This window comes from Bradyrhizobium sp. (assembly GCF_049581145.1).
Classification (GTDB): domain Bacteria; phylum Pseudomonadota; class Alphaproteobacteria; order Rhizobiales; family Xanthobacteraceae; genus Bradyrhizobium.
On record NZ_JBAURI010000555.1, the window covers coordinates 1 to 21,615 of the forward strand.

The window sequence follows — 21,615 nt, forward strand, 5'->3', positions numbered from 1 at the left end:
CAAGATCGACGCCGATTACGACGCCCATGACCGGGTCGGTGCCCAGGCGTTCCTGAGCAAGCATGCTGCCAAGGGCCAGATCGTCACCGGCCTGCTCTATGTCGATCCGGACTCGGTAGATCTGCACGCCCACCTCAACACGGTGGACAGGCCGCTCAACACGCTCGAGGCCGACGATCTCTGCCCCGGTTCGGCCGCGCTCGAGAAGATCAACGCCAGTTTGCGCTAGCCTGCGGCGGCCGGGACGGGCGCGCGGAGTTACGGCTTTGACGCAAAGGCTCCCAACAGGCCCTTCCATTCGCGGTCGAGGCGCGCCAGCGCGTCGACAAGCGGCGGGACCGAAAGGTCGCCGCCGGCCTCGGCAAGCAGATCGAGGCTCCTCAAGCGCGTCAGCGCATCCTCGATCTCGAAAGCGACCTGGATGCCGAACACGCGCGTCAGCAACTCCTCGATGCGCGCGCCGAGCCCTTCGCGGGTCAGCGGCGCTTCGGCAATGAGCAGGGCATAATAGGCCAGCAGCGCTTCCTTCCAGTCCTGCTCCTCTGCCTCGCCGATCAGGTAATTGAAGATTCCGGAATTGTTGTTGACGTTGCGATAATAGATGTTTTCAGTGAGCTGCTTTTCGTGGATCAGCGAGCGGCGGTGGAAATTTCCCCACTGCCGCGGCACGAAAGCGCCGAGCGCAAACAGGCCGCTGAGCGCGGCCAGCGCCTGCTCGGTGTCGTTATCGTGCATTGTTCCATTGAAGCCGAGATAGAACCCGGCGACGACGAACAGGACCGTCAACGTCGAGGCGACCTTGAGCAGGATCGGTATGCCGCCCACCAGCGCCGGCACGCCCAGCGAAAACTGGTCGAACAGGCTCATCACCACGCGCACATTCGGAAACAGCGCCTCGAGATCGCCGCGCGCGACGTGCCGGAAATATTTGAACAGCACCGCCCCGCTTCGGATCTTCTGCTGGCTTCGCTTGGCGCTCGCGAGCGCCTTGTGCCGGCTGGCAGCCGTCGCGTCCTCCGGTCTCGTCGCTACCATCAGCACGACGTCATCATAAACATCGACCTTCAGCGGACGCCGGCGCAAGCCAAACCAGATCGGAGTTTCGATGGTTTCCATGTGATGTCCACGCCGGAACATGCGGACATCGCGATAGTCCTCGATCGGCACCTTGATCTTCACCCGCACCAGGGCCTGCTCGGCAAAAGCCTGCATGATCTCAGCGTGCGGAATTTCGACGAAATTGGCCTCGGTGAGAACACGGACGAATTCATCGCCGAGGACGCGATAGGCTGCGTCGAGCTCGCTCGGCGAACGACAGGCTTTCGGATCGACCTGCGGGTCAAAATAAAAATACGTCTCGCGCAGCCGCTCGAGCTCTTCGAAATGGCGGTAGTGAAAAATGGCGCCCAGCATGCGCGCCAATTGCCGAAAGCCGGCTTCGCGGGCGGCGTCGAGATGGCCGTCGGCGACGAGGCCGTCAATGATGTCCGACTTCCGCAGCGGAACGAAACGATCCCGCTTGAGCGGCGCGGCCATCCCGCCTTGCGCTTCATTCACGAAGCCACTGCCCTACGCTGACCAACGACCGGCCAAGGCTTATCCCGAAAATCGATGGCCGCCAATAGCTGTTGCGTCAGGCGCGCGTCAGGCCGCCGCGGCGAGCGACCGTGGGTTCAGGACATATTCCTTCAATACCTTGTCCGCAGCGTCGACCTCGACCAGCGAGACGTCGTAGCTCCAGAGATCGGCAAGGTGCTGGAGCACGCGCTTGGCATCGGTCTCATTGAGCTGCGCGCCCTTCACCACGGCGTGGCGCAGCATCAGCCGGCGATCGCCGGCAAGGTCGACATCGACGACCTCGATATTGGCGTCGATGTAGCCGACATCGTGCTGCTTGGCCAGTTCGCGCCGGATCCGGCGATAACCACGCTCATTGTGGATGGCGTCGACCTTGATGCCGGCGCGCTCCTCCGGATCGTCATGCAGGTGGAACAGCCGCAGATGACGCATCAATCGCGGACTCAGGAACTGGCTGATAAAACTCTCGTCGCGATAATTGGCCCAGACGTCGCGCAGCACGCCCATGACGTCGCCGGTGCCGGCGATGTCGGCGAACCATTCGCGGTCCTCCTCGTCGGGATTCGACACGATGCGCTCGATGTCCTGCATCATCGCAAAACCGAGCGCATACGGATTAAATCCGGAGAAGCGAGGGTCGTCGAATTCGGGCTGGAACACCACATTGGTGTGCGATTGCAGGAATTCGAGGAAATTGCCGTCGGAAATCCGCCCCTGCTCGTGCAGCCGGTTCATGATTCGGTAGTGCACATAGGTCGCGGTGCCCTCGTTCATGACCTTGGTCTGGCTCTGCGGATAGAAATATTGCGCGATGTGACGCACGATGCGCAGCAGCTCGCGCTGCCAGGGCTGCAGCCGCGGCGCCGACTTTTCCAGGAAATACAGCAGGTTTTCCTGCGGCAATCCGAGCAGCCGCCGACGGCGTTCGATGCTAAGGACGGCATTGCTCTTGGCCGGCCCGGTCGGAACGGTCCGCCACAGATCGTTGAACTCGCTTTCTTCCTGCAGCCGGCGCTTGCCGGCCCGCTTTTCCTCATCGCGCAGGTCGAGCTTCTTCTTGCCCGGATAGCGATCGATGCCGTGCGACATCAGGGCATGCGCGGCATCGAGCGTCTTTTCGACCACGACCCGGCCATGGCGCTCCTCGCATTGCGCGACATAGCGTTTGGCGAATTCGAGATAGTCCAAAATACCGTCGGCGTCGGTCCATTGCTTGAACAGATAGTTGTTCTTGAAGAAGTGGTTATGGCCGAACGCGGCGTGGGCGATCACCAGCGCCTGCATCGTCGCCGTGTTCTCCTCCATCAGATAGGAGATACACGGCGACGAGTTGATGACGATCTCATAGGCGAGACCCATCAGGCCCTTGCGGTACGACGCTTCGTGAAAGGCGAAGTGCTTGCCGAACGACCAGTGCTTGTAGAACAGCGGCATGCCGACCGAAGAGTACGCGTCGAGCATCTGTTCGGCGGTGATGACTTCGATCTGGTTCGGATAGACATCGAGCCCGAGCTCGGAGCGCGCGATATTGTCGCAGGCATCATGGATGCGCTGCAAGGTCAGGAAGTCCCAATCCGCCCCCTGGAACAACAGCTTGCCGGCTCCGGTCAGGTCTCTTGAGGTCATGTCTGTCGCGGTCATGGCGCGGCCTTTTCGTGTTTTCCGCGGCGCTGGAAAAGATCGTGAAACACCGGGAAGATTTCGCTGCGGTCGCTGACCTTGCGCATCGACAGCGGCACGCCCTCGGCACGCAACCGCTCATATAGGCTCCAGAGCGCGGAATCCGGCATTTCAAACGAATGCCCACCGGCATCGCCAACCTCGAGATAGGCGAAGAACTGACAGGCCGGCAATATCTTCTCGGTCAGCAGGCTGCCGACGACCTGACCATCGGCGTGAGAATTGTCGCCGTCGGACGCCTGCGCGGCGTAGATGTTCCAGTCCGCCGGCCGGAACCGCGACCGCACGATCTCGTGCATCGCCTCCAGCGCGCTCGAGACCAGCGTGCCGCCAGACGCCGGACCATGGAAGAATGTATCCTCGTCGACCTCTTCGGCCCGGTCGGTATGGCGGATGAAGACGATCTCGACGTGACGATAACGCCGCTTCAGGAACACGTAGAGCAGCATGTAGAACCGCTTGGCGAGGTCCTTCATGTGCTCCGACATCGAACCGGACACGTCCATCAGGCAGAACATCACGGCCTGGGCAACCGGCTTCGGTTTGGTTTCGAAGCGGCGATAGCGAATGTCGATCGGGTCGATGAACGGGATGCGGCGGGCCTTTGCCTTCAAGGCTTCAATTTCCGCCATCAATTCAAGGCGACGGGCCTCATCGGACTCCTCCGCCAGCTCCGCCTCGAGCTCCGCGATGTCTTCCGGCCGTGGCCGCCGCAACGCCACCCGCCGCGCCATCGCCCGGCTCACGGTGCGGCTCACCGAAATGTTCGCAGGCGAGCCCGACGTCGCGTAGCCGGCCCGCTCGATCCCCTCGCTTTCGGCCTCGGCGAGCTTTCGTTTGGCGAGATCGGGCAATTCGAGGTCATCGAGGAACAGATCGACGAACTCGTCGCGGCTCAGGACGAAGCGGAATGCGTCCTCGCCGTCACCCTCGCCTGGCGACGTCTTCCTGCCGCTTCCACCACCGGAGCGCGGAAGCATGTCGCCCTCGATGAACTTCTTGTTCCCGGGCAGCACCATGTCGCGGGTGCCGCCCTCGCGCCGAAACCGGGGCTCATCCATGCCGTCGAGCGGGATACTGATCTCGCCGCCCTCGAGCACGTCCTTGATGTCGCGATCCTGCGATGACTTCTTGACCGCACCTTGAACGAGCGCCTTCGCACGGCGCAAGAACCGCTGACGGTTCTCAAGACTCTTGCTGCCCGGGTTCAGTCTCCGGTCGACGATGTGAATTGCCACATTCTCCTCATTCGCCTCAGCCAGCCTGCTTCACGCGCATATACCATTCCACGAGGCGTCTCACCTGTCTCTCAGTGTAACCTCGCTCCGTCATGCGCGCAACGAACTCGCCATGCTTCTTCTCGGTTTCGCTGTCCTTCTTCGAACCGAACGAAATCACTGGAAGCAGATCTTCAACCTGCGAGAATATCCTTTTTTCGATGACTTCGCGGATCTTCTCGTAAGACGTCCAGCTCGGATTCTTACCGCCGTGCTGAGCCCGCGACCGCAGCGAGAACTTGACGATTTCGTTGCGGAAATCCTTCGGATTGGCGATTCCGGCGGGCTTCTCGATCTTCGTCAGTTCCTGATTGAGCAGTTCGCGATTGAGCAACTGACCGGTGTCGGGATCCTTGAAATCCTGATCCTCGATCCAGGCATCGGCATAATCCACATAGCGGTCAAACAGATTCTGGCCATAATCGGAATAGGATTCCAGATAGGCCTTTTGGATTTCGTGGCCGATGAATTCGGCGTAGCGGGGCGCCAGCTCGGCCTTGATGAACTCGAGGTAGCGCTTCTCGACTTCCTCGGGCAGCTGTTCGCGCCGGATCGCCTGCTCCAGCGCATACATCAGGTGCACCGCGTCAGCGGCAAGTTCCGTGGTGTCGTGGTTGAAGGTCGCGGCCAGCACCTTGAAGGCAAAACGCGTCGAGGTGCCGTCCATCCCCTCATCGACGCCGGCGGCGTCCTTGTATTCCTGAACGCTGCGCGCCTTCGGATCGGACTCCTTCAGGCTTTCGCCGTCATAAACCCGCATTTTCGCAAACACGGTCGAATTTTCGTGCTTGCGCAGGCGCGACATCACCGAGAAGCGCGCCAGGGTCTCAAGCGTCGCCGGCGCGCACGGCGCGCTGGCGAGTTCGGACCCCTGGATCAGCTTCTCGTAGATCTTCTGCTCCTCGGTTACCCGCAGGCAGTACGGGACCTTGATGACGCAGATACGGTCGATGAAGGCTTCATTGTTCTTGTTGGACTTGAAGCTCTGCCATTCCGACTCGTTGGAATGCGCGAGGATGACACCCGTGAACGGGATCGCGCCGATGTTCTCCGTGCCGATGTAATTGCCTTCCTGCGTCGCGGTCAAAAGCGGATGCAGCATCTTGATCGGCGCCTTGAACATCTCGACGAACTCGAGCACGCCTTGATTGGCGCGGTTCAAGCCGCCGGAATAGCTGTAGGCATCCGGATCGTTTTGCGCGAACGTCTCGAGCTTGCGGATATCGACCTTGCCGACCAGCGAGGAGATGTCCTGGTTGTTCTCGTCGCCGGGCTCGGTCTTTGCGATGCCGATCTGCCGCAGCCGCGACGGCTGGATCTTGGCGACCCGGAATTGCGAGATATCGCCGCCGAACGCTTCCAGGCGCTTGTAGCACCACGGCGACATCAACCCGCTCAGCCGGCGGCGCGGAATGCCGTATTTCTCCTCGAGCATCGGCCCGAGCGCTTCCGGATCGAACAGGCTCAACGGGCTCTCGAACACCGGGCTGAGTTCGTCCCCGGCCTTGAGCACATAGATCGGATGCGTCTCCATCAGCAGCTTCAGCCGTTCGGCCAGCGACGACTTGCCGCCGCCGACCGGTCCGAGCAGATAGAGAATCTGCTTGCGCTCTTCGAGACCTTGGGCGGCGTGACGAAAGAAACCGACGATACGCTCGATGGTTTCTTCCATGCCGTGGAAGCCGGCGAACGCCGGATAGGATCGGATCGTACGGTTGGAAAAGATACGGCCAAGGCGAGGGTCCTTGGCCGTGTCAATCATCTGAGGTTCACCGATCGCAGCTAGTAGTCGTTCGGCGGCGTTGGCGTATCGCATCGGATCGCTTCGACACGATTCCAGATATTCTGTCATCGACATATCCGCTTGCCTTCGCGCGTCGAAGGACCTAGCGAAAGCGTTGAACAGAGAATCGTTATACATGACCTCTCTCCGCATATGGGCGGCTTCGCCGCCGAGACGGGACCACAGCGTCCCTGTGCCACCGGTGCCTTGCCCGCACCCGATGTCGAATCACGGTGAAGCTCATTGTGCCAATTGGACACTCCCCAGACTTTCTGGCGCAATGCACAATGCGGGCACCATCCGAGTTACGAACAGGCAATTGCCTAATTCTTAGGCGAAAGCATGCCCGCGGGGACCGATTTCTCCCCGATGTAACTACAAGGCAACATCCATACCGGTCAGGAAACCTGACGAAAGACCAGAGGGAACGGTATGGCCGTCCCGCTTTTTGCTTCGGAATTTTGAACGCGGGCGCTTCCGAGTTCACCAAACCTGCCCTGACTGACGCAACCTGCGCATACATGTAGGGCTAATTCCCCCGTCAGCCTAGCGTTCCCGCGACGCAACTATTTGATTTGCGTCAGTTTGTAGCGATTTTGTTTGTGGCGGTAGATGTCGCCACACTTGTCGGATTACCGACGCGAAGGCAACCTCCTCCAGATCGAACCTCCACGGATCGATATGATGTGAGTGGCGTTATCCGCTCACGCCCCCCAATATGTTCGGGACAACTGCTTTTCAGGGACCGTCGACAAGGATCGGCGCCCCGCCAGAAGTGCCACCGAACGACCCGTCTCGGATCGGAAAAACATCATGAACCCTGTCAAAGCACTCGAAGACCACGGCCAGGCGGTCTGGCTCGACTTTCTGGCCCGCGGCTTCGTCGCCAAGGGCGACCTGCAGAAGCTGATCGACACCGACGGCGTCAAAGGCGTGACGTCGAACCCGTCGATCTTCGAGAAGGCGATCGGGAGTTCGGACGAATACGATGCGCCGATCGGCAAGGCGCTGAAAAGCGGCGACCGTACGGTCGCCGACCTGTTCGAGGGATTGGCGATCGAGGACATCCAGCACGCGGCCGACGTGTTGCGCCCGGTGTACGATCAGTTCAAGGGCAATGACGGCTTCGTCAGCCTGGAGGTCTCGCCCTACCTCGCGCTCGATACCAAGGCCACCATCGCCGAGGCGGAGCGCCTATGGCAGCACGTCAAGCGCAAGAACCTGCTGGTCAAGGTGCCGGCAACGTCGCAGGGCCTGCCGGCGATCGAGCATCTGATCGGCGAAGGCATCAGCATCAACGTTACGCTGTTGTTCTCGCAAAAGGTCTACCTCGAGGTCGCCGAGGCCTATCTCGCCGGTCTCGAAAAATATGTCGCCGCAGGCGGCGACCCCGCGCATGTGGCGAGCGTCGCGAGCTTCTTCGTCAGCCGCATCGACAGCATGGTGGACAAGCAGCTCGATGAGAAGATCGCGCGGGCCAACGACCCGAGCGAGAAGGAAAGGCTGGCGGCATTGAAGGGCAAGGTCGCGATTGCCAACGCCAAACTCGCCTACCAGGACTACAAGCGGCTGTTTGCCGGCCCGCGCTGGGACAAGCTCGCCGCCAAGGGCGCCAAGCCGCAACGACTGCTGTGGGCATCGACCGGCACCAAGAACAAGGCCTATCGCGACGTGCTCTACGTCGAAGAATTGATCGGGCCCAACACGGTCAACACCGTCCCGCCAGCGACCCTCGATGCGTTTCGCGATCATGGCAAGGTGCGCGACAGCCTCGAGGAAAACGTCGAGGACGCCAGACAGGTGCTTGCCGAACTGGAGAAATCCGGTGTCTCGCTCGATGCGATCACGGCCGAGCTGGTCGAAGACGGGGTCAGGCAATTCGCCGACGCCGCGGACAAGCTGTACGGCGCGGTGGCGCATAAGCGGGCGGTGGTGCTCGGTGGCGCGATTGACCATCAGCATCTGGCGCTCGGAAACCATATCGGCCAGGCGGTCGAGAAGAGCACTGAGGAATGGCGCGCTTCGGCCAAGATCCGCGGGGTCTGGCAGCACGACAAAACGGTGTGGACTGGCACAGACGAGGACAAGTGGCTCGGCTGGCTCGACAGCCCGGCGGACGCCGACCTCGCCGATTACGAGGATTTCGCCCGGCGCGTGAAGGGGGAGCAATTCACCGACGCGGTGGTGCTCGGCATGGGCGGATCGAGCCTGGGGCCGGAAGTGCTGGCGGAAACCTTCCCGCGGAAGGCCGGTTTTCCCAAATTGCACGTCCTCGACTCCACCGATCCGGCGCAGGTACGGGCGATGGAAAAGGCGGTCAATATCGCCAAGACGCTGTTTATCATTTCCAGCAAGTCCGGCGGCACCACCGAACCGAACGTGATGAAGGATTATTTCTTCGACCGCGTGTCGAAGGCGATCGGCGCCGAGCAGGCCGGCCACCGCTTCATCGCGGTCACTGACCCCGGGTCATCGCTGGAGAAAGTTGCGACCAAACAGGGATTTGCCCGCGTCTTCCATGGCGAGCCAACGATTGGCGGACGCTATTCGGTGCTATCGCCGTTCGGTCTGGTGCCGGCCGCGACCGCCGGCATCGACGTGCGCAGCCTGATCCAGCATGCGCTGGCGATGGTGCGCTCCTGCGGACCGGACGTGCCGCCGCAGCAAAATCCCGGCGTGCAGCTGGGGCTTGCCATGGGGCTTGCGGGCCTGGAAGGCCGCGACAAGGTCACGATCCTGTCATCGAAGAAGATCGCCGATTTCGGCGCCTGGGCCGAGCAGCTGATCGCGGAATCGACCGGCAAGGAAGGCAAGGGCCTGATTCCGATCGACGGCGAGCCGTTGGGCGACCCGGCCGTCTACGGCGACGACCGCTTCTTCATCGATGTCCGGACCGAGGGCGAAGACGACGCCGCACATGACGATAAGCTCTCGGCGCTGGAACAAGCCGGCCATCCCGTGGTTCGCATTGTGATGAAATCGATCGACCACATCGGCCAGGAATTCTTCCGCTTCGAGATCGCAACTGCGGTCGCCGGCGCCATCCTCGGCATCAATCCGTTCAATCAGCCGGACGTCGAGGACGCCAAGATCAAGACCCGTGAACTGACCGCTTCGTTCGAAAAGACCGGCGCGTTGCCGCCCGAAAACCCGGTCGTGACCACCGATGAGGCTGATCTCTTCACCGATGACGCCAATGCCGCGGAGTTGCGGCAGGCCGGCGCCAATGGCGATCTGGGCTCCTGGCTGAAGGCGCATCTCACCCGTTCGCGCGCCGACGACTATATCGCACTGCTGGCCTATATCGAGCGCGACGCCGAGCATATCGAGACCCTGCAGGACATGCGGCTCAAGCTGCGCGAGAGCCGTCATGTCGCGACCTGCGCCGAGTTCGGCCCGCGTTTCCTGCATTCGACCGGCCAAGCCTACAAGGGCGGTCCCGACAGCGGTGTGTTCCTGCAGATCACCGCAGAGGACGCCAAGGACCTCGCGGTGCCCGGGCAAAAGGCGAGCTTCGGCGTGATCAAGGCGGCGCAGGCGCGTGGCGATTTCGACGTGCTGACCGGGCGCGGCCGGCGGGCGCTGCGGGTCCATCTGAAGGGCGATCTCGCCTCGGGGCTGAAGATGCTCGATGCCGCGATCGAGGAAGCGTTGAGTTAGAAGTTGAGTTGGAAAGGAATTTCTAGATGCAGCTCGGCATGATCGGCCTGGGCCGGATGGGCGGCAATATCGTCCGCCGGCTGATGAAGCATGGACATACCACGGTCGTCTATGACAAGGACGACAAGGCCGTCGCAGCACTCGCCGCCGACGGCGCTGCCGGTGCCAAGGCGCTGGAGGACTTCGTCGCAAGGCTCGAGAAACCGCGGACCGCCTGGGTGATGCTGCCGGCCGGCAAAATCACCGAGGCGACGATCGAGGCGCTGGCCAGATTGATGGAATCCGGCGACGCCATCATTGATGGCGGCAACACCTTCTGGCAGGACGATGTGCGCCGCGGCAAGGCGCTGAAGGAGCGCGGCATCCATTACGTCGATGTCGGCACCTCGGGCGGCGTCTGGGGCATCGAGCGCGGCTACTGCATGATGATCGGCGGCGACAAGGCGGTGGTCGATCGGCTTGACCCGATCTTCAAGAGCCTCGCGCCCGGCCTCGGCGATATTCCGCGCACGGAGGGACGCGAGGGCCGCGATCCTCGCATCGAGCAGGGCTATATCCACGCCGGCCCCGTTGGCGCCGGGCATTTCGTCAAGATGGTCCACAACGGCATCGAATACGGCCTGATGCAGGCCTACGCCGAAGGGTTCGACATCCTGAAAAACTCCAACATCGACGCGCTGCCGGCTGACCACCGTTTCGATCTCGATATCACCGACATTGCCGAAGTGTGGCGGCGCGGCAGCGTGATCCCGTCATGGCTGCTCGACCTCACTGCCTCCGCACTGGCCAGGAACCCGACGCTCGGCACCTATTCCGGCTTTGTCGAGGATTCCGGCGAAGGGCGGTGGACCGTGAACGCGGCGATCGATGAGGCGGTGCCGGCTGAGGTTCTGACCGCGGCGCTGTTCGCCCGCTTCCGTTCGCGCAAGGAGCACACCTTCGCCGAGAAAATTCTCTCGGCGATGCGAGCCGGCTTCGGCGGCCACAAGGAGCCTTCGCAAGGCGCGGCCGGCGCCGCCAAACCGAAGGCCTGAGAACCATGGCAAACGGCGCTCCTGCACAAAAGAAACCAGATTCCTGCGTCTTCGTCATCTTCGGCGTCACCGGCGATCTGACCCACAGGCTCGTGATGCCGTCGCTGTATAATCTCGCGGCGGCGAACCTGTTGCCGGACAAATTCTGCGTGGTCGGCGTTGCCCGCACGGGAATGTCAAATGACGCGTTGCGCGACAGCCTGATGGAGGGCGTGCGGCAATATGCCACCCGTCCGGTCGAAGATGCGATCGCCAACCGCCTGCTGGAATGTGTCACCGCGGTCGAGGCCGACCCAAATGACCCGGCCTCGATCGACAAGCTCAAAACGCAACTGGAGCGTCTGGAAGCCGCGCGGGAGACCGGCGGCAACCGCCTGTTCTATCTCGCCACCCCGCCCAACGCTTTCGCGCCGATCGCGCGCCAGCTTGGTCGCGTCGGCCTGCTGCAGCAGGGCGACAACGAGAACGGCCCGTGGCGCCGGCTGGTCGTCGAAAAACCGTTCGGGACGGATCTGGCCTCCGCCAAGGCTTTGAACGATGAACTGCTGAAGATCCTCAGCGAGCATCAGATCTATCGGATCGACCATTACCTCGGCAAGGAAACGGTCCAGAACATCCTGGTGCTCCGCTTTGCCAACGGGATGTTCGAGCCGATCTGGAATCGGCATCATATCGACCACGTGCAGATTGCCGTCGACGAGAAGCTCGGCGTCGGACACCGCGGCAGCTTCTATGAGGGGACCGGAGCGCTGCGCGACATGGTGCCGAACCATTTGTTCCAGTTGCTGTCGCTGGTGACGATGGAACCGCCGGCGCGGTTCGACGCGCATACCGTGCGCTCGGAAAAGGCCGAGGTGCTGGCGGCGATCCAGATCCAAAGCGAAGAGGAAGCGCTGAAGAATTCGGTGCGCGCCCAGTACACCGCCGGCAAGATCGGCGATACCGTGATCCCGGACTATCGCAAGACCGAAGACGTCAGCCCCGAGAGCACGACGGAAACCTACGCCGCGCTGAAACTGACCATCGACAATTGGCGCTGGGCCGGCGTCCCCTTCTATTTGCGCACCGGCAAGGCGCTCGGCCTCAAGCGCACGGAAGTAGCGATCAAGTTTCGCGAGGCGCCGTTCACGATGTTCGCCTGCACGCCGGTCCAGGAGCTGGCGGAGAATTATCTCGTCATCGGCATCGAGCCGACCGAAGGCATCACGCTGCAATTCAATACCAAGGTGCCGGGGCCGACCATCACCATCAACGGCGTCGAAATGAAGTTCCGCTACAAGGACTATTTCAGGGCCGAACCCGCGACCGGCTATGAGACGCTGATCTATGACTGCATGATCGGCGACAACATCCTGTTCCAGCGCGCCGACAGCGTCGAGGCGGGGTGGAAAGCGGTGCAACCTTTCCTCGATGCCTGGAAGAAGGCGGGCGCCAGGGGGCTCGAGAGCTACCGGGCCGGCGGCGAGGGACCGGCTGGCGCGATCGAACTCTTGAAGCGCGACGGCCGAAGCTGGCGAAAGATCTGACCCGATGGCTTCCCGCGACCATCGCAAGATCCTGACGGTCGCCGATCCGGCAGCGCTGGCGAACGCGGCTGCCGAGCGCGTGCTGGCACGGATCGATGCCAATAGCGGGCGCATCGCGATCTGCCTCACCGGCGGGTCGAGCCCGAAACAGCTCTACCAGTTGCTCGGCAGCGAGGGCTATCACGACCGGATTCCCTGGCACCGCGTGCACTGGTTCATCGGCGACGAGCGTTTTGTCGCGACCAGCAACCCGCTCAACAACATGGCGATGGCGCGCAGCACTTTTCTGGACGCACATGCGCCGCCGTCCAACATCCATCCCATCGCGACGGACACCGCGGGCCCGGACGAAAGCGCCAGGCAATACGAGCAGGAGCTGAAGTCGTTCTACGGCGCGGGGCGGCTGGATGACGCCCGTCCGCTGTTCGACCTGGTCTTGCTGGGTGTCGGACCCGACGGTCATGCCGCCTCGCTGTTTCCCGGGTATCCCGCGGCCGATGAGACCGAGCGCTGGGTGGTCGGCGTGCCCCAGGCGAATGTCGAGCCGTTCGTGCCCCGGGTGTCGTTGACGCTGCCCGTGCTCGCCTCCTGCCGCGAGATGCTGTTCGAGGCGGCGGGCGCCGGCAAACGCGCGATCCTGTCCCGCGTGCTGGGCGGCGAGAACCTGCCCGCTGGTCGGGCGCAGTCCATGGGCGAAACGGTCTGGCTCATCGACAGCGCCGCGCGTCCGGAGAGTCTTGGTGGAAATTAGCGGCGACATCGCACCTTGCGCGCTGATCGTGATGGGTGTGTCCGGCTCCGGCAAGAGCACGATTGGCGACCGGCTCGCAGCACGGCTTTCCTGGACCTATGAGGACGCCGACCAATTCCATCCCGCCGGCAACGTCGCCAAGATGAGCGCCGGCCGGCCTCTCACCGATGACGACCGCTGGCCCTGGCTGAAGGCAATCGCCGCGGAGATCGACCGGGTCTGCGATGCCGGCGGTCATCTGGTGGTCGGCTGCTCGGCGCTGCGGCGCGCCTATCGCGACATTCTGGTGCACGGACGGCATGACGTCCGCCTGGTCTATCTCGACGGCACGCAACCGCTGATCGCGGCGCGGCTGGCGGCGCGGAAAGGCCATTTCATGCCGGCCCAGTTGCTCGCCAGCCAGTTCAGCACGCTGGAGCCGCCCGCGAGTGAGGAGCATCCGGTAACGGTATCGATCGACGCATCCGTGGATGCCGTCATCGACGACATCCTGCGCCAATTGAAGTTGAACCCGGCGAGCCCCCTCCCGCACAGGAATCGCACATGACCCGCATTGCGCTGGTAGTTTCCGATATCGACGGCACGCTGTTGACCAAGGACAAGACCTTGACCGAGGGCGCCAAGGCTGCGGCACAGCGCCTGCGTCAGGCAGGCGTCGGTCTCACCATCACCTCGAGCCGCCCGAGCATCGGCATGCGTTTTCTGATTGAGCCGCTCGCGATCACGCTGCCGGTTGGCGCATTCAACGGCAGTTCGATCGTCGATGCGCGGATGAACCCGATCGAGCAGCACCTGATTCCGGCATCCGCGGCCGAGCGCAGCCTCGCCATGCTCACCGAGGTCGGGGTCGATATCTGGCTGTTCACCAATGACAGTTGGCTGACACGCAACGGCAACGGCGAATATGTCCCGCACGAAAAGCGCGCCATTCGGGCCGATCCCACCATCATCGATGATTTCTCGCCCTATCTGTCCCGCGCCTGCAAGATCGTCGGCTCCAGTCCGGATCCGGATCTCCTGGTGCGCTGCGAGGCAAAGATGCAGCAGGCGCTCGGCGCCGAGGCGACCGCGGTGCGCTCGCAGACCTATTACCTCGACATCACCCCGCCGGGTTGCGACAAGGGTACTTTCGTGCAGGCGATGGCGCGGCGGCTCGGGATTTCCACCGACGCAATCGCCACCATCGGCGACATGCAAAACGATGTTTCGATGTTCAAGGCGAGCGGCCTGTCGATTGCGATGGGCAATGCGACCGACGACGTCAAGCAGCACGCCAAGCGCGCCACCGCCTCGAACGAGGACGAGGGCTTTGCCAAGGCGATCGACATGATCCTGCAGGAGAATGCGGCAGACTAGCCCCAGGCTAGCCAGCTAGCCCGCATATCTCAAAATCTCACGGAGTTAAGCACAGCGGGGCTCGGAATCAGCGCAAATTGTCTGACGAGAGCGGCTTCTTGATGGTTCGCGGAGAGGCCCGTGAAGCAAAGACCGCTATCCCTGCATCTGCGCAACCCAGTTCTCCTTGAACGGCGCACAGATGGCGTCATTCGCCACCACATCCGTCAGGATGTGGCGCATATGGGTTGCAAATCGCTCCGTGTCCAACCGCAGCACCCGTTCCGGCCGGGGGCCGGATTTGACGTACGGCTCCAATTCGGGCTCGATGGGATATCCGGCTGGCCGGTTGTCCAGGAACAGCCTGATGAGGGAGGCATGCGCCGTGCCGAAATCCTTCTCGATCGTCTCGGGCATGGAGCGAATGACGGTGCCGCTGACCATGAGCCTGTCCAGCAGCGCCGGGCTTATCTTCCACTGAGCGCGCAGCAGAATCGTGCTTGCCGTGCACGGGGCATGATCACGGCGCGGCCGCGTGCTCGTCATCAGCCCGATCTTGCAATCGTGCGTGTCGCCACCCCCATGGTCATGGTCGATGAAGATGATTCGGGCGCGATCATATTCGTGTTGGGCTGTCTTCGGTTCGACGTTCATGCCGATCAGAACGGCCGTGCGACCCACGAGCAGCACCGGACCTTCATGGTAATGAACCGGGCCAACCTCGCCGCCGGACGGATTGACGAAGGACATTCTGAACTGAAGCACGGAGTCATTATTCCAGATGTAGACCACCTCGCGGGCCACGTCCCCCGTATCAATGAAATCGAGGCTGTACCGATAGGCGATGTGGACTCCACACAGCCAATTCTGCAGCGCCGCAGCCATCGGGCGATACTCGGTCGGCATCGTAAGCGGGATCACGCTGGATTGGGCGCGCTGCGCCTCGAATTCCGCGACCGAAGGACTTGAAAGCCAGACGGCCTGAATTTGGGGCACGGCGACGCGGTTGAAGAAGTCAGCCAACCTCCTCCGCGTATTTTCGTTGATGCGCTCCGTGCTTCCATTGAGAATGCCGAGCAAAGTGCCCTGCGCCAGCCCGGTCTCCTGCGCGATATGGGCAGCGATCTGGTTGCTGCCTGCCGGCAGACGCAACGCAACGCCATATTCGCTGATCAGTAGGCGCAATATCGCCTGCGTGGCCATGCAATGCTTCCCTGAATTCAATAATTGCAAATTCTGGCACAAAAGCGCTGCAAGAACCATACAACATCGGATTCGTCCTGACAGAAAGTAAGTTGATCGATGCCGGCTATTTGAGAACGACTGGCTCCCCAATCAGGAATTGAAAATAGCGCTTCAGGCCTTTCTTGAGTCCGCTCACGAGCCGGATCGGGTGCCTGATCCGAGCTTGGCGATGCTACCCGGCGATAATAGGAAGATGCCCCGCACCACGGTCAGCGAGGAGCGCTCGAGCGGTTGCGGGCCCGGGGTCGTCAACGGTCCATGTTGCTCACCACTCATTCCACTCGCCATCTGACGTGCCTTGCCAGGCATGTCCGATGGTCGCTGTGTTCCACTCGCCTCAAGCAACGGCGTTGGAGGTCTGTCGATCCTGCCCGGAAGTACCGTCCCCTGGGAGAGAAAATATCGGGCCGGATTCGCCCTTCACTTGCAGGGGGCGCAGGGAATGGCGGGCATAGGTCTTGTAGAACAGGCAGGAGCCGTCGCTGGCGACTCCGAGCCTGTGCACGCCGCGAAGATTGTTGAAGGCCAGGAAACTGCCGGCGCCGATCGATACCCGCACGTGCTGTCGATCGATTTCGGACGAAAGTTCGGCCAAGGCAACTGCGCAGACCGTGTCGGCCGACGTGGCGGAACGAACGGCGCTGCCGGGCCAGGCGATCTCGGTGTGACCGAGCGACGAGCGCGACAGGACCTTGCGAGGCGTCGACCAGGCACCGGTGTCGGGCAAACGGAAGCAGGCAGACTGGCTATGCAGCCAAGCCCTGGCGCGTGAACTCAGGGTCTGCTCCACGGGCTCAATAGCCGCATAGCCGACATAGCTGTCGGACGTATTTTCGACGCCGAGCAGGCCTAGCCATTCGGCGCGCCGGTCAGAGGGGATCCACGCGCCTTCTGTGCGCCAGTCGATTTCAGCCCGGTGGTCCTCGGCTTCGCTGCGGTCAGAGGCAACCTCCATGACCAGCCGACCGCCATGCGGCGAACCGTAGCTGAAGACCCTCCCGATCGAACTGCCAAGTGTCAGTGACAGCAGGCAGGTGATGGACCTCTCTGTCGGCAGGTTGGTCACATAGATGCAATCAACCAAGCCGTCGCGAGCCTTCTCAATCATACGATTGAGACCCGGAGCGGCTTGTGCGAGCGACTTGTCCGCGGCGATCTGTGCCAGCAGGCTCTGGCGCCCGACATCGGACGGAAACTGTCCGTCGGTAAACACCTGGAAATGACGCAGGGCATCCGCCAAGAGCCGGCTTTCGATAGAGGAAAGCCGATAGGAACCCAACCACGGAAAACGCGTATGGTCGCTTCCGCTGTCGTCGCGAATGAGATTTCCGGTCATATCCGTCTCCTCGTTTCGTTGGCCAGGCTGCACTCCGCATGTCGGACATTGGTGAGCGCTAACCCCTTGCAAGCGGGCCCTTCAGGGAGACAAACGTCCGCCTTGCCTTCCACATGTCCGGTGAAAAGCCTGCCGTCGCTTCGAACGTGGTCCTGTATCGTGGCAGGAAAGCCGGCCAAGTTTCAACAAAAGCTTCCTTTCATGTTGCGCATAGTTTCGTAGTGAAAGAAGCGCAACTTCTTGGCAAAGACCGATGCTGGAAAGTCAGAAATGCATTCTTCCTGAGACAACTGGGTGACCGATGTCATCTGGCGGTTTCAAGATAGCCAGCAGCGAGACGCGGTAGCTATGTCGATCGCTGCACGACCGGCTTTTCGCTCGCCTTGCGCACGTCATCGAGATTGTGCGCGGTGTTGATCAGCGCGATATGTGTCAGCGCTTGAGGAAAATTCCCGGTCTGGCGTCCGGCGCCTGAATCGAACTCCTCCGCCAGCAGGCCGAGATCGTTGGCGATGGCGACCACGCGATCGAACAGCGCCTGCGCCTTGTCGATGTCGCCCGCCAGCACATAGGCGTCGGCAAGCCAGAGGCTGCAGGCCAGGAACGCGCCTTCGATCGGCTGCGTTTCGTCGGTGATCTCGCGCGGATCGTGCCGCAGCACGAAGCCGTCGCGCATCATGTGGCTTTCGACGGCCGCGATCGTCCCGAGAATGCGGGGGTCGGAGGGCGGCAGGAAACCGACCGACGGCAGCAGCAATACACTGGCATCGAGCATTCGCGAGCCGTAGGACTCGACGAAGGCGTTCACGGCCGGATCGAAGCCCCTCGCGCAGACATCGTGATGAATGGCATCGCGCAGCGCCTGCCAGTGCTCTAGCGGCGCCTTGAAGCCGAATTTTTCCGCGCTCTTGATGGCGCGGTCGAACGCGACCCAGGTCATCACCTTGGAAAAAACATAGTGCCTCGGTTCGTCGCGCCGTTCCCAGATGCCGTGATCAGGCTGGTTCCAGACCTCGGCGAGATGCTCCATGACGGCGCATTCCAGGTCCCAGGTCCCCTCGTCGAGCTCGAGCTCAGTCATCATGCGCGCCTGGTGGAAGGCGTCGATCAGCTCGCCGTAGACGTCGAGCTGCAGCTGCGCGTGGGCGGCGTTGCCGACCCGCACCGGCTGCGCGCCCTGATAGCCTGGCAGCCAGCCGGCCTCCCATTCCAACAGTCGCCGCTGGCCCATGATGCCGTACATGATCTGCATGTTGGCGGGCGCACCGGCCACCGCCCGCAGCAACCAGCCATGCCAGGCCGAGGCTTCCTCGGTGTAGCCGGAATTCATCAGCGCCAGCAGCGTAAAGGTGGCGTCGCGCAGCCAGCAATAGCGATAGTCCCAGTTCCTGGCGCCGCCCAGCTTTTCCGGCAGCGACGTGGTCGGCGCAGCCACGATGCCGCCGGTCGGCGCATAGGTCAGCGCCTTCAGCGTGATCAGCGACCGCATCACCAGGCTGCGATGCGCGCCCTGATAGGTGCAATGGCCGCACCAGTCGGTCCAGTACTCCTCGGTCTCGCGCAGCGCGACCTCGGGATCGAGCGGCTCGGGCACCGGCAGATGCGACGGCCCATAGGTCAGCACAAACGGAATGGTCTCGCCCGCGCCGACCGCGAAATCCGCGACCGTGGTCATGTCCTCGCCGCAGGTTTCGACCGGCGTGCGCAACACCGTCATGTCCTGCCCGCAGATCGCCAGCAGGGCCGTGCGGTCCTCGGTGCGCTTCACCCAGGGAATGTCGGCGCCGAACCCGAAGCGGATCACCAATTGCATGCGCAGCGTGACCCGGCCGCTGACGCCCCGCACCAATCGGACGATGTCGGACGCTTCGCCGCGCGGCGGCATGAAATCGATCAGCGCAACAGTGCCGCTGGCCGTCTCGAATCGTGTCTCCAGGATCAGCGTGTTGTTCCGATAGCAGCGCGACGACGCCGTGATCTCTTCGGTCGGCGCGATCAGCCAGCGGCCGTTCTCGGGGCCGCCAAGGATCGCGGCAAAGCAGGCATCCGAATCGAAGGCCGGCCAGCACAGCCAATCGATCGAGCCGTCCCGGCCGACAAGCGCCGCGGTCTCGCAATCGCCGATCAGGCCGTAGTCTTCGATCAGGGACATGATGGACGTGTCAGGTCCCGATCCGAGCGCGTTCATGCGTCGCTTCCTTGAGAGCTGCGACATCGATCGCGGACGCGATGTCCTCGAGCGCGACCGACAGGCGCTGGCGCCAATTCGGATGCTCATCGACGGTGCCTGGAATATTGGGTTGGTCGATCACGCCAAGCAGATCCTCCAGCGAAATCGTCAGCAGGCGGCATTTGGTCCGCGCCAGCAACCCGACCACCGCATAAAGATCATGTCGGTCAATGGCATTTTGGCGCAACACGTCATCCAGCATGGCGAGCGCGTGCCAGCGCGCCTCATCGGTCTCGCCGGGATCGATTCCGAGCGAGCGCTTCAGCTTCAGATCGCTGAATGCACGCCAACCTGCATAGGTCGACAGATCGTGGGTGTTGAAGGTGACGAGCGCATTGGGCATATAATGATCGACGCCGCGAAAGCGCCCGGCGTCGTCACGCTCGAACATCATCACCTGATATGACCAGATGCCCCAATCGGCCATCTGCTCGCGGAAACCGTCCGGCACGGTACCGAGATCCTCGCCGATCACCACGCAGTCATGCGCGGCGCTTTCCTGCGCGGTCGCCGCCAGCAACGCCTCGAACGGCATCTGCACATAGGCTCCGCTCTTGGGCGAGAAGCCATGCGGCACCAGGTAGAGCCGCTTCAGACCCAGCACGTGATCGAGCCGGATCGCACCGGCATAGCGCATCGAGGCCCGCAGCATCTCGCGGAACGGCTCGAACGACTTCAATTCGAGACCCGCGGCATTGAAGCCCGCCAGGCCCCAATTCTGGCCCGCGGTGTTCAAGGGATCGGGCGGCGCGCCGACGGCGAGATAGCGCGAAATCGCCGCCTGCTCGTTCCAGGCGTCGAAGCCGTCGGACTGCACGCCGACCGCGACGTCGAGGTAGAGACCGACCTTCATGCCGAGCCGGGTCGCCAGATGCCGGCATGATCGCAGCTGCCGGTCCGCCATCCACTGCACGAATTCGACGAACTCGATCTCGTGCCGATCGGTGCCGTTGCGCAGCTCGGCGCATTTGGCCTCGCGCGGCTGGCGCCATTCCTCGGGCCATTCCCACCAAGGCCGGTCGAAGCGGTGCCGCAGCACTTCGAAGCAGGCATAGCGCGACAATAGCGAGCCGTGCTCGTCACGAAATTTGTCGAAATTCCGTCGGCGTGCCGGGCCCGCCTCGGCGTTGAAACGCTCGAACGCCGCGCGCAGCGCCGACCATTTCAGGCCGGCGACCGCAGCATAGTCCACGATCTCTGTCCGGCGCAAACCGGCGATCACGTCGCCGTCGTCGGTCGGCAGATATTCCGGAATCTGCTCGACGTCGACATAGAGCGCATTCAGAAACAGCCGGCTGTTCGGCGAATAGGGGCTGCAATCGCCGGGCCGGTCGTCGAACAGCGCATGCAGCGGATTGAGGCCGACGCCATCGGCGCCGAGCGATGCCGCCAGTTCGATCAACCCCTTGAGGTCGGTGAAATCGCCCATGCCCCAATTGCGCGCGGAGCGGATGCCGTAAAGTTGCACCGCCAGCAGCCAGCCCCGGTCGAAATCACCGCCAAACGCCCGCGGCGGCGCCACGACAAGGGGCACCTCCTCGGTCTCCGAGGAGGCGTCAGATAGTCGCAGCCGGTAGGTCCCAACCGGCAAATCCTGCGGCCAAAGGAAGGCGCGCTCTGCGGTCTGGCCTTCGGCGATCACGCCCGCGCCGGCATCCAGGATGGTCCAGCGCAGCGGCAATTGGGCCTCTGGGGCAAGTTCGGTCCGCGCCGGCTGGCCGGAGCGAATCACCACCGCGCCCTCGACAAAGCGGTTCGGCGTTCGTACCGGTAGGGCGTCGACGATGATCCGTAACGCGGTCTCGTCGGCCACGTGCCGGAGGCCCTGGCCGTCGATGAATTCGGTTAAGATTGCGAGGTTTTTGGCTTGGGTGAAAAGGTCCATTCGGCACGCTGTTTGCTCGCGACTGCCCCGGGGGTCGCGAAATTATGTAGATACGAAAACAGGATAGCCGTATCTAACTCTCTGGTACCCCAACCGTTCCGACGGGGAACCAATGACCGGCAGCGGCTTTCTATAAAGGTCCGGAGCGTCTCCTTCCCGGGTAGGGATACGGGACCTCGGTTCCATGTCAATGGCATCACCGTGAACAAGACAACTCAAACCATCGAGAGCGCCGCGGCTGGCGGCGTCATACTTGATTCGACGACCGCCGATGACGGGCGCCCGCCGCGGATCG

At 62.5% G+C, this 21,615-nt stretch carries 14 protein-coding genes and 1 pseudogene; 7 read left to right on the forward strand and 8 right to left on the reverse strand.

Annotated elements, in window-relative coordinates; translation table 11 throughout:
• A pseudogene (locus WCB02_RS18220) lies at positions 1-229 on the forward strand (2-oxoacid:ferredoxin oxidoreductase subunit beta); the annotation flags it as partial.
• A gap of 29 nt (positions 230-258) precedes the next feature.
• On the opposite strand, the gene WCB02_RS18225 reads toward WCB02_RS18220, so the two are convergent.
• The 4 genes from WCB02_RS18225 to WCB02_RS18240 form a co-directional block, all read right to left on the reverse strand.
• The gene (locus tag WCB02_RS18225) at positions 259-1,557 is read right to left on the reverse strand and encodes a TMEM143 family protein (RefSeq protein WP_423960126.1); all 1,299 of its coding nucleotides are present in this window, start codon (positions 1,555-1,557) and stop codon (positions 259-261) included.
• A gap of 87 nt (positions 1,558-1,644) precedes the next feature.
• Positions 1,645-3,219, reverse strand: a complete 1,575-nt coding sequence (locus WCB02_RS18230) for a SpoVR family protein (RefSeq protein ID WP_423960127.1) — start codon at positions 3,217-3,219, stop codon at positions 1,645-1,647.
• Positions 3,216-4,496 carry a YeaH/YhbH family protein gene (locus WCB02_RS18235; protein WP_423960129.1) on the reverse strand — a complete coding sequence of 427 codons (1,281 nt, stop codon included), beginning with the start codon at positions 4,494-4,496 and terminating at the stop codon, positions 3,216-3,218. The genes WCB02_RS18230 and WCB02_RS18235 overlap by 4 nt, the downstream gene beginning before the upstream one ends.
• 16 nt (positions 4,497-4,512) lie before the next feature.
• Positions 4,513-6,456 (reverse strand): PrkA family serine protein kinase, encoded by a 1,944-nt coding sequence (locus WCB02_RS18240; RefSeq protein ID WP_423960131.1) that lies wholly within the window; start codon positions 6,454-6,456, stop codon positions 4,513-4,515.
• A gap of 675 nt (positions 6,457-7,131) precedes the next feature.
• Here WCB02_RS18240 and WCB02_RS18245 point away from each other — a divergent pair.
• Genes WCB02_RS18245 through WCB02_RS18270 form a run of 6 tightly spaced genes read left to right on the forward strand, consistent with a single transcriptional unit; the run spans position 7,132 to position 14,645 of the window.
• Positions 7,132-9,978 carry a bifunctional transaldolase/phosoglucose isomerase gene (locus WCB02_RS18245; RefSeq protein ID WP_423960132.1) on the forward strand — a complete coding sequence of 949 codons (2,847 nt, stop codon included), beginning with the start codon at positions 7,132-7,134 and terminating at the stop codon, positions 9,976-9,978.
• A gap of 26 nt (positions 9,979-10,004) precedes the next feature.
• Positions 10,005-11,012, forward strand: a complete 1,008-nt coding sequence (gene gnd / locus WCB02_RS18250; protein WP_423960134.1) for a phosphogluconate dehydrogenase (NAD(+)-dependent, decarboxylating) — start codon at positions 10,005-10,007, stop codon at positions 11,010-11,012.
• 5 nt (positions 11,013-11,017) lie between these two features.
• Complete coding sequence (zwf, locus tag WCB02_RS18255) at positions 11,018-12,538, forward strand: glucose-6-phosphate dehydrogenase (protein ID WP_423960136.1); 1,521 nt, start codon at positions 11,018-11,020, stop codon at positions 12,536-12,538.
• 4 nt (positions 12,539-12,542) lie between these two features.
• Complete coding sequence (pgl, locus tag WCB02_RS18260; RefSeq protein ID WP_423960138.1) at positions 12,543-13,289, forward strand: 6-phosphogluconolactonase; 747 nt, start codon at positions 12,543-12,545, stop codon at positions 13,287-13,289.
• Complete coding sequence (locus tag WCB02_RS18265) at positions 13,285-13,836, forward strand: gluconokinase (RefSeq protein WP_423960182.1); 552 nt, start codon at positions 13,285-13,287, stop codon at positions 13,834-13,836. Before pgl ends, WCB02_RS18265 begins: the two co-directional genes overlap by 5 nt.
• Positions 13,833-14,645 carry a Cof-type HAD-IIB family hydrolase gene (locus WCB02_RS18270; RefSeq protein ID WP_423960140.1) on the forward strand — a complete coding sequence of 271 codons (813 nt, stop codon included), beginning with the start codon at positions 13,833-13,835 and terminating at the stop codon, positions 14,643-14,645. The genes WCB02_RS18265 and WCB02_RS18270 overlap by 4 nt, the downstream gene beginning before the upstream one ends.
• A gap of 135 nt (positions 14,646-14,780) precedes the next feature.
• Here WCB02_RS18270 and WCB02_RS18275 read toward each other — a convergent pair whose 3' ends face one another.
• The 4 genes from WCB02_RS18275 to malQ form a co-directional block, all read right to left on the reverse strand.
• The gene (locus WCB02_RS18275; protein WP_423960142.1) at positions 14,781-15,827 is read right to left on the reverse strand and encodes a hypothetical protein; all 1,047 of its coding nucleotides are present in this window, start codon (positions 15,825-15,827) and stop codon (positions 14,781-14,783) included.
• Between the two features lie 379 nt (positions 15,828-16,206).
• The gene (locus tag WCB02_RS18280; protein ID WP_423960144.1) at positions 16,207-17,205 is read right to left on the reverse strand and encodes a hypothetical protein; all 999 of its coding nucleotides are present in this window, start codon (positions 17,203-17,205) and stop codon (positions 16,207-16,209) included.
• Positions 17,206-17,551: 346 nt separating this feature from the next.
• Positions 17,552-19,360, reverse strand: a complete 1,809-nt coding sequence (locus tag WCB02_RS18285) for a glycoside hydrolase family 15 protein (protein ID WP_423960183.1) — start codon at positions 19,358-19,360, stop codon at positions 17,552-17,554.
• A gap of 7 nt (positions 19,361-19,367) precedes the next feature.
• Positions 19,368-21,320 carry a 4-alpha-glucanotransferase gene (gene malQ / locus WCB02_RS18290; protein WP_423960146.1) on the reverse strand — a complete coding sequence of 651 codons (1,953 nt, stop codon included), beginning with the start codon at positions 21,318-21,320 and terminating at the stop codon, positions 19,368-19,370.
• Positions 21,321-21,615 lie beyond the last annotated feature (295 nt).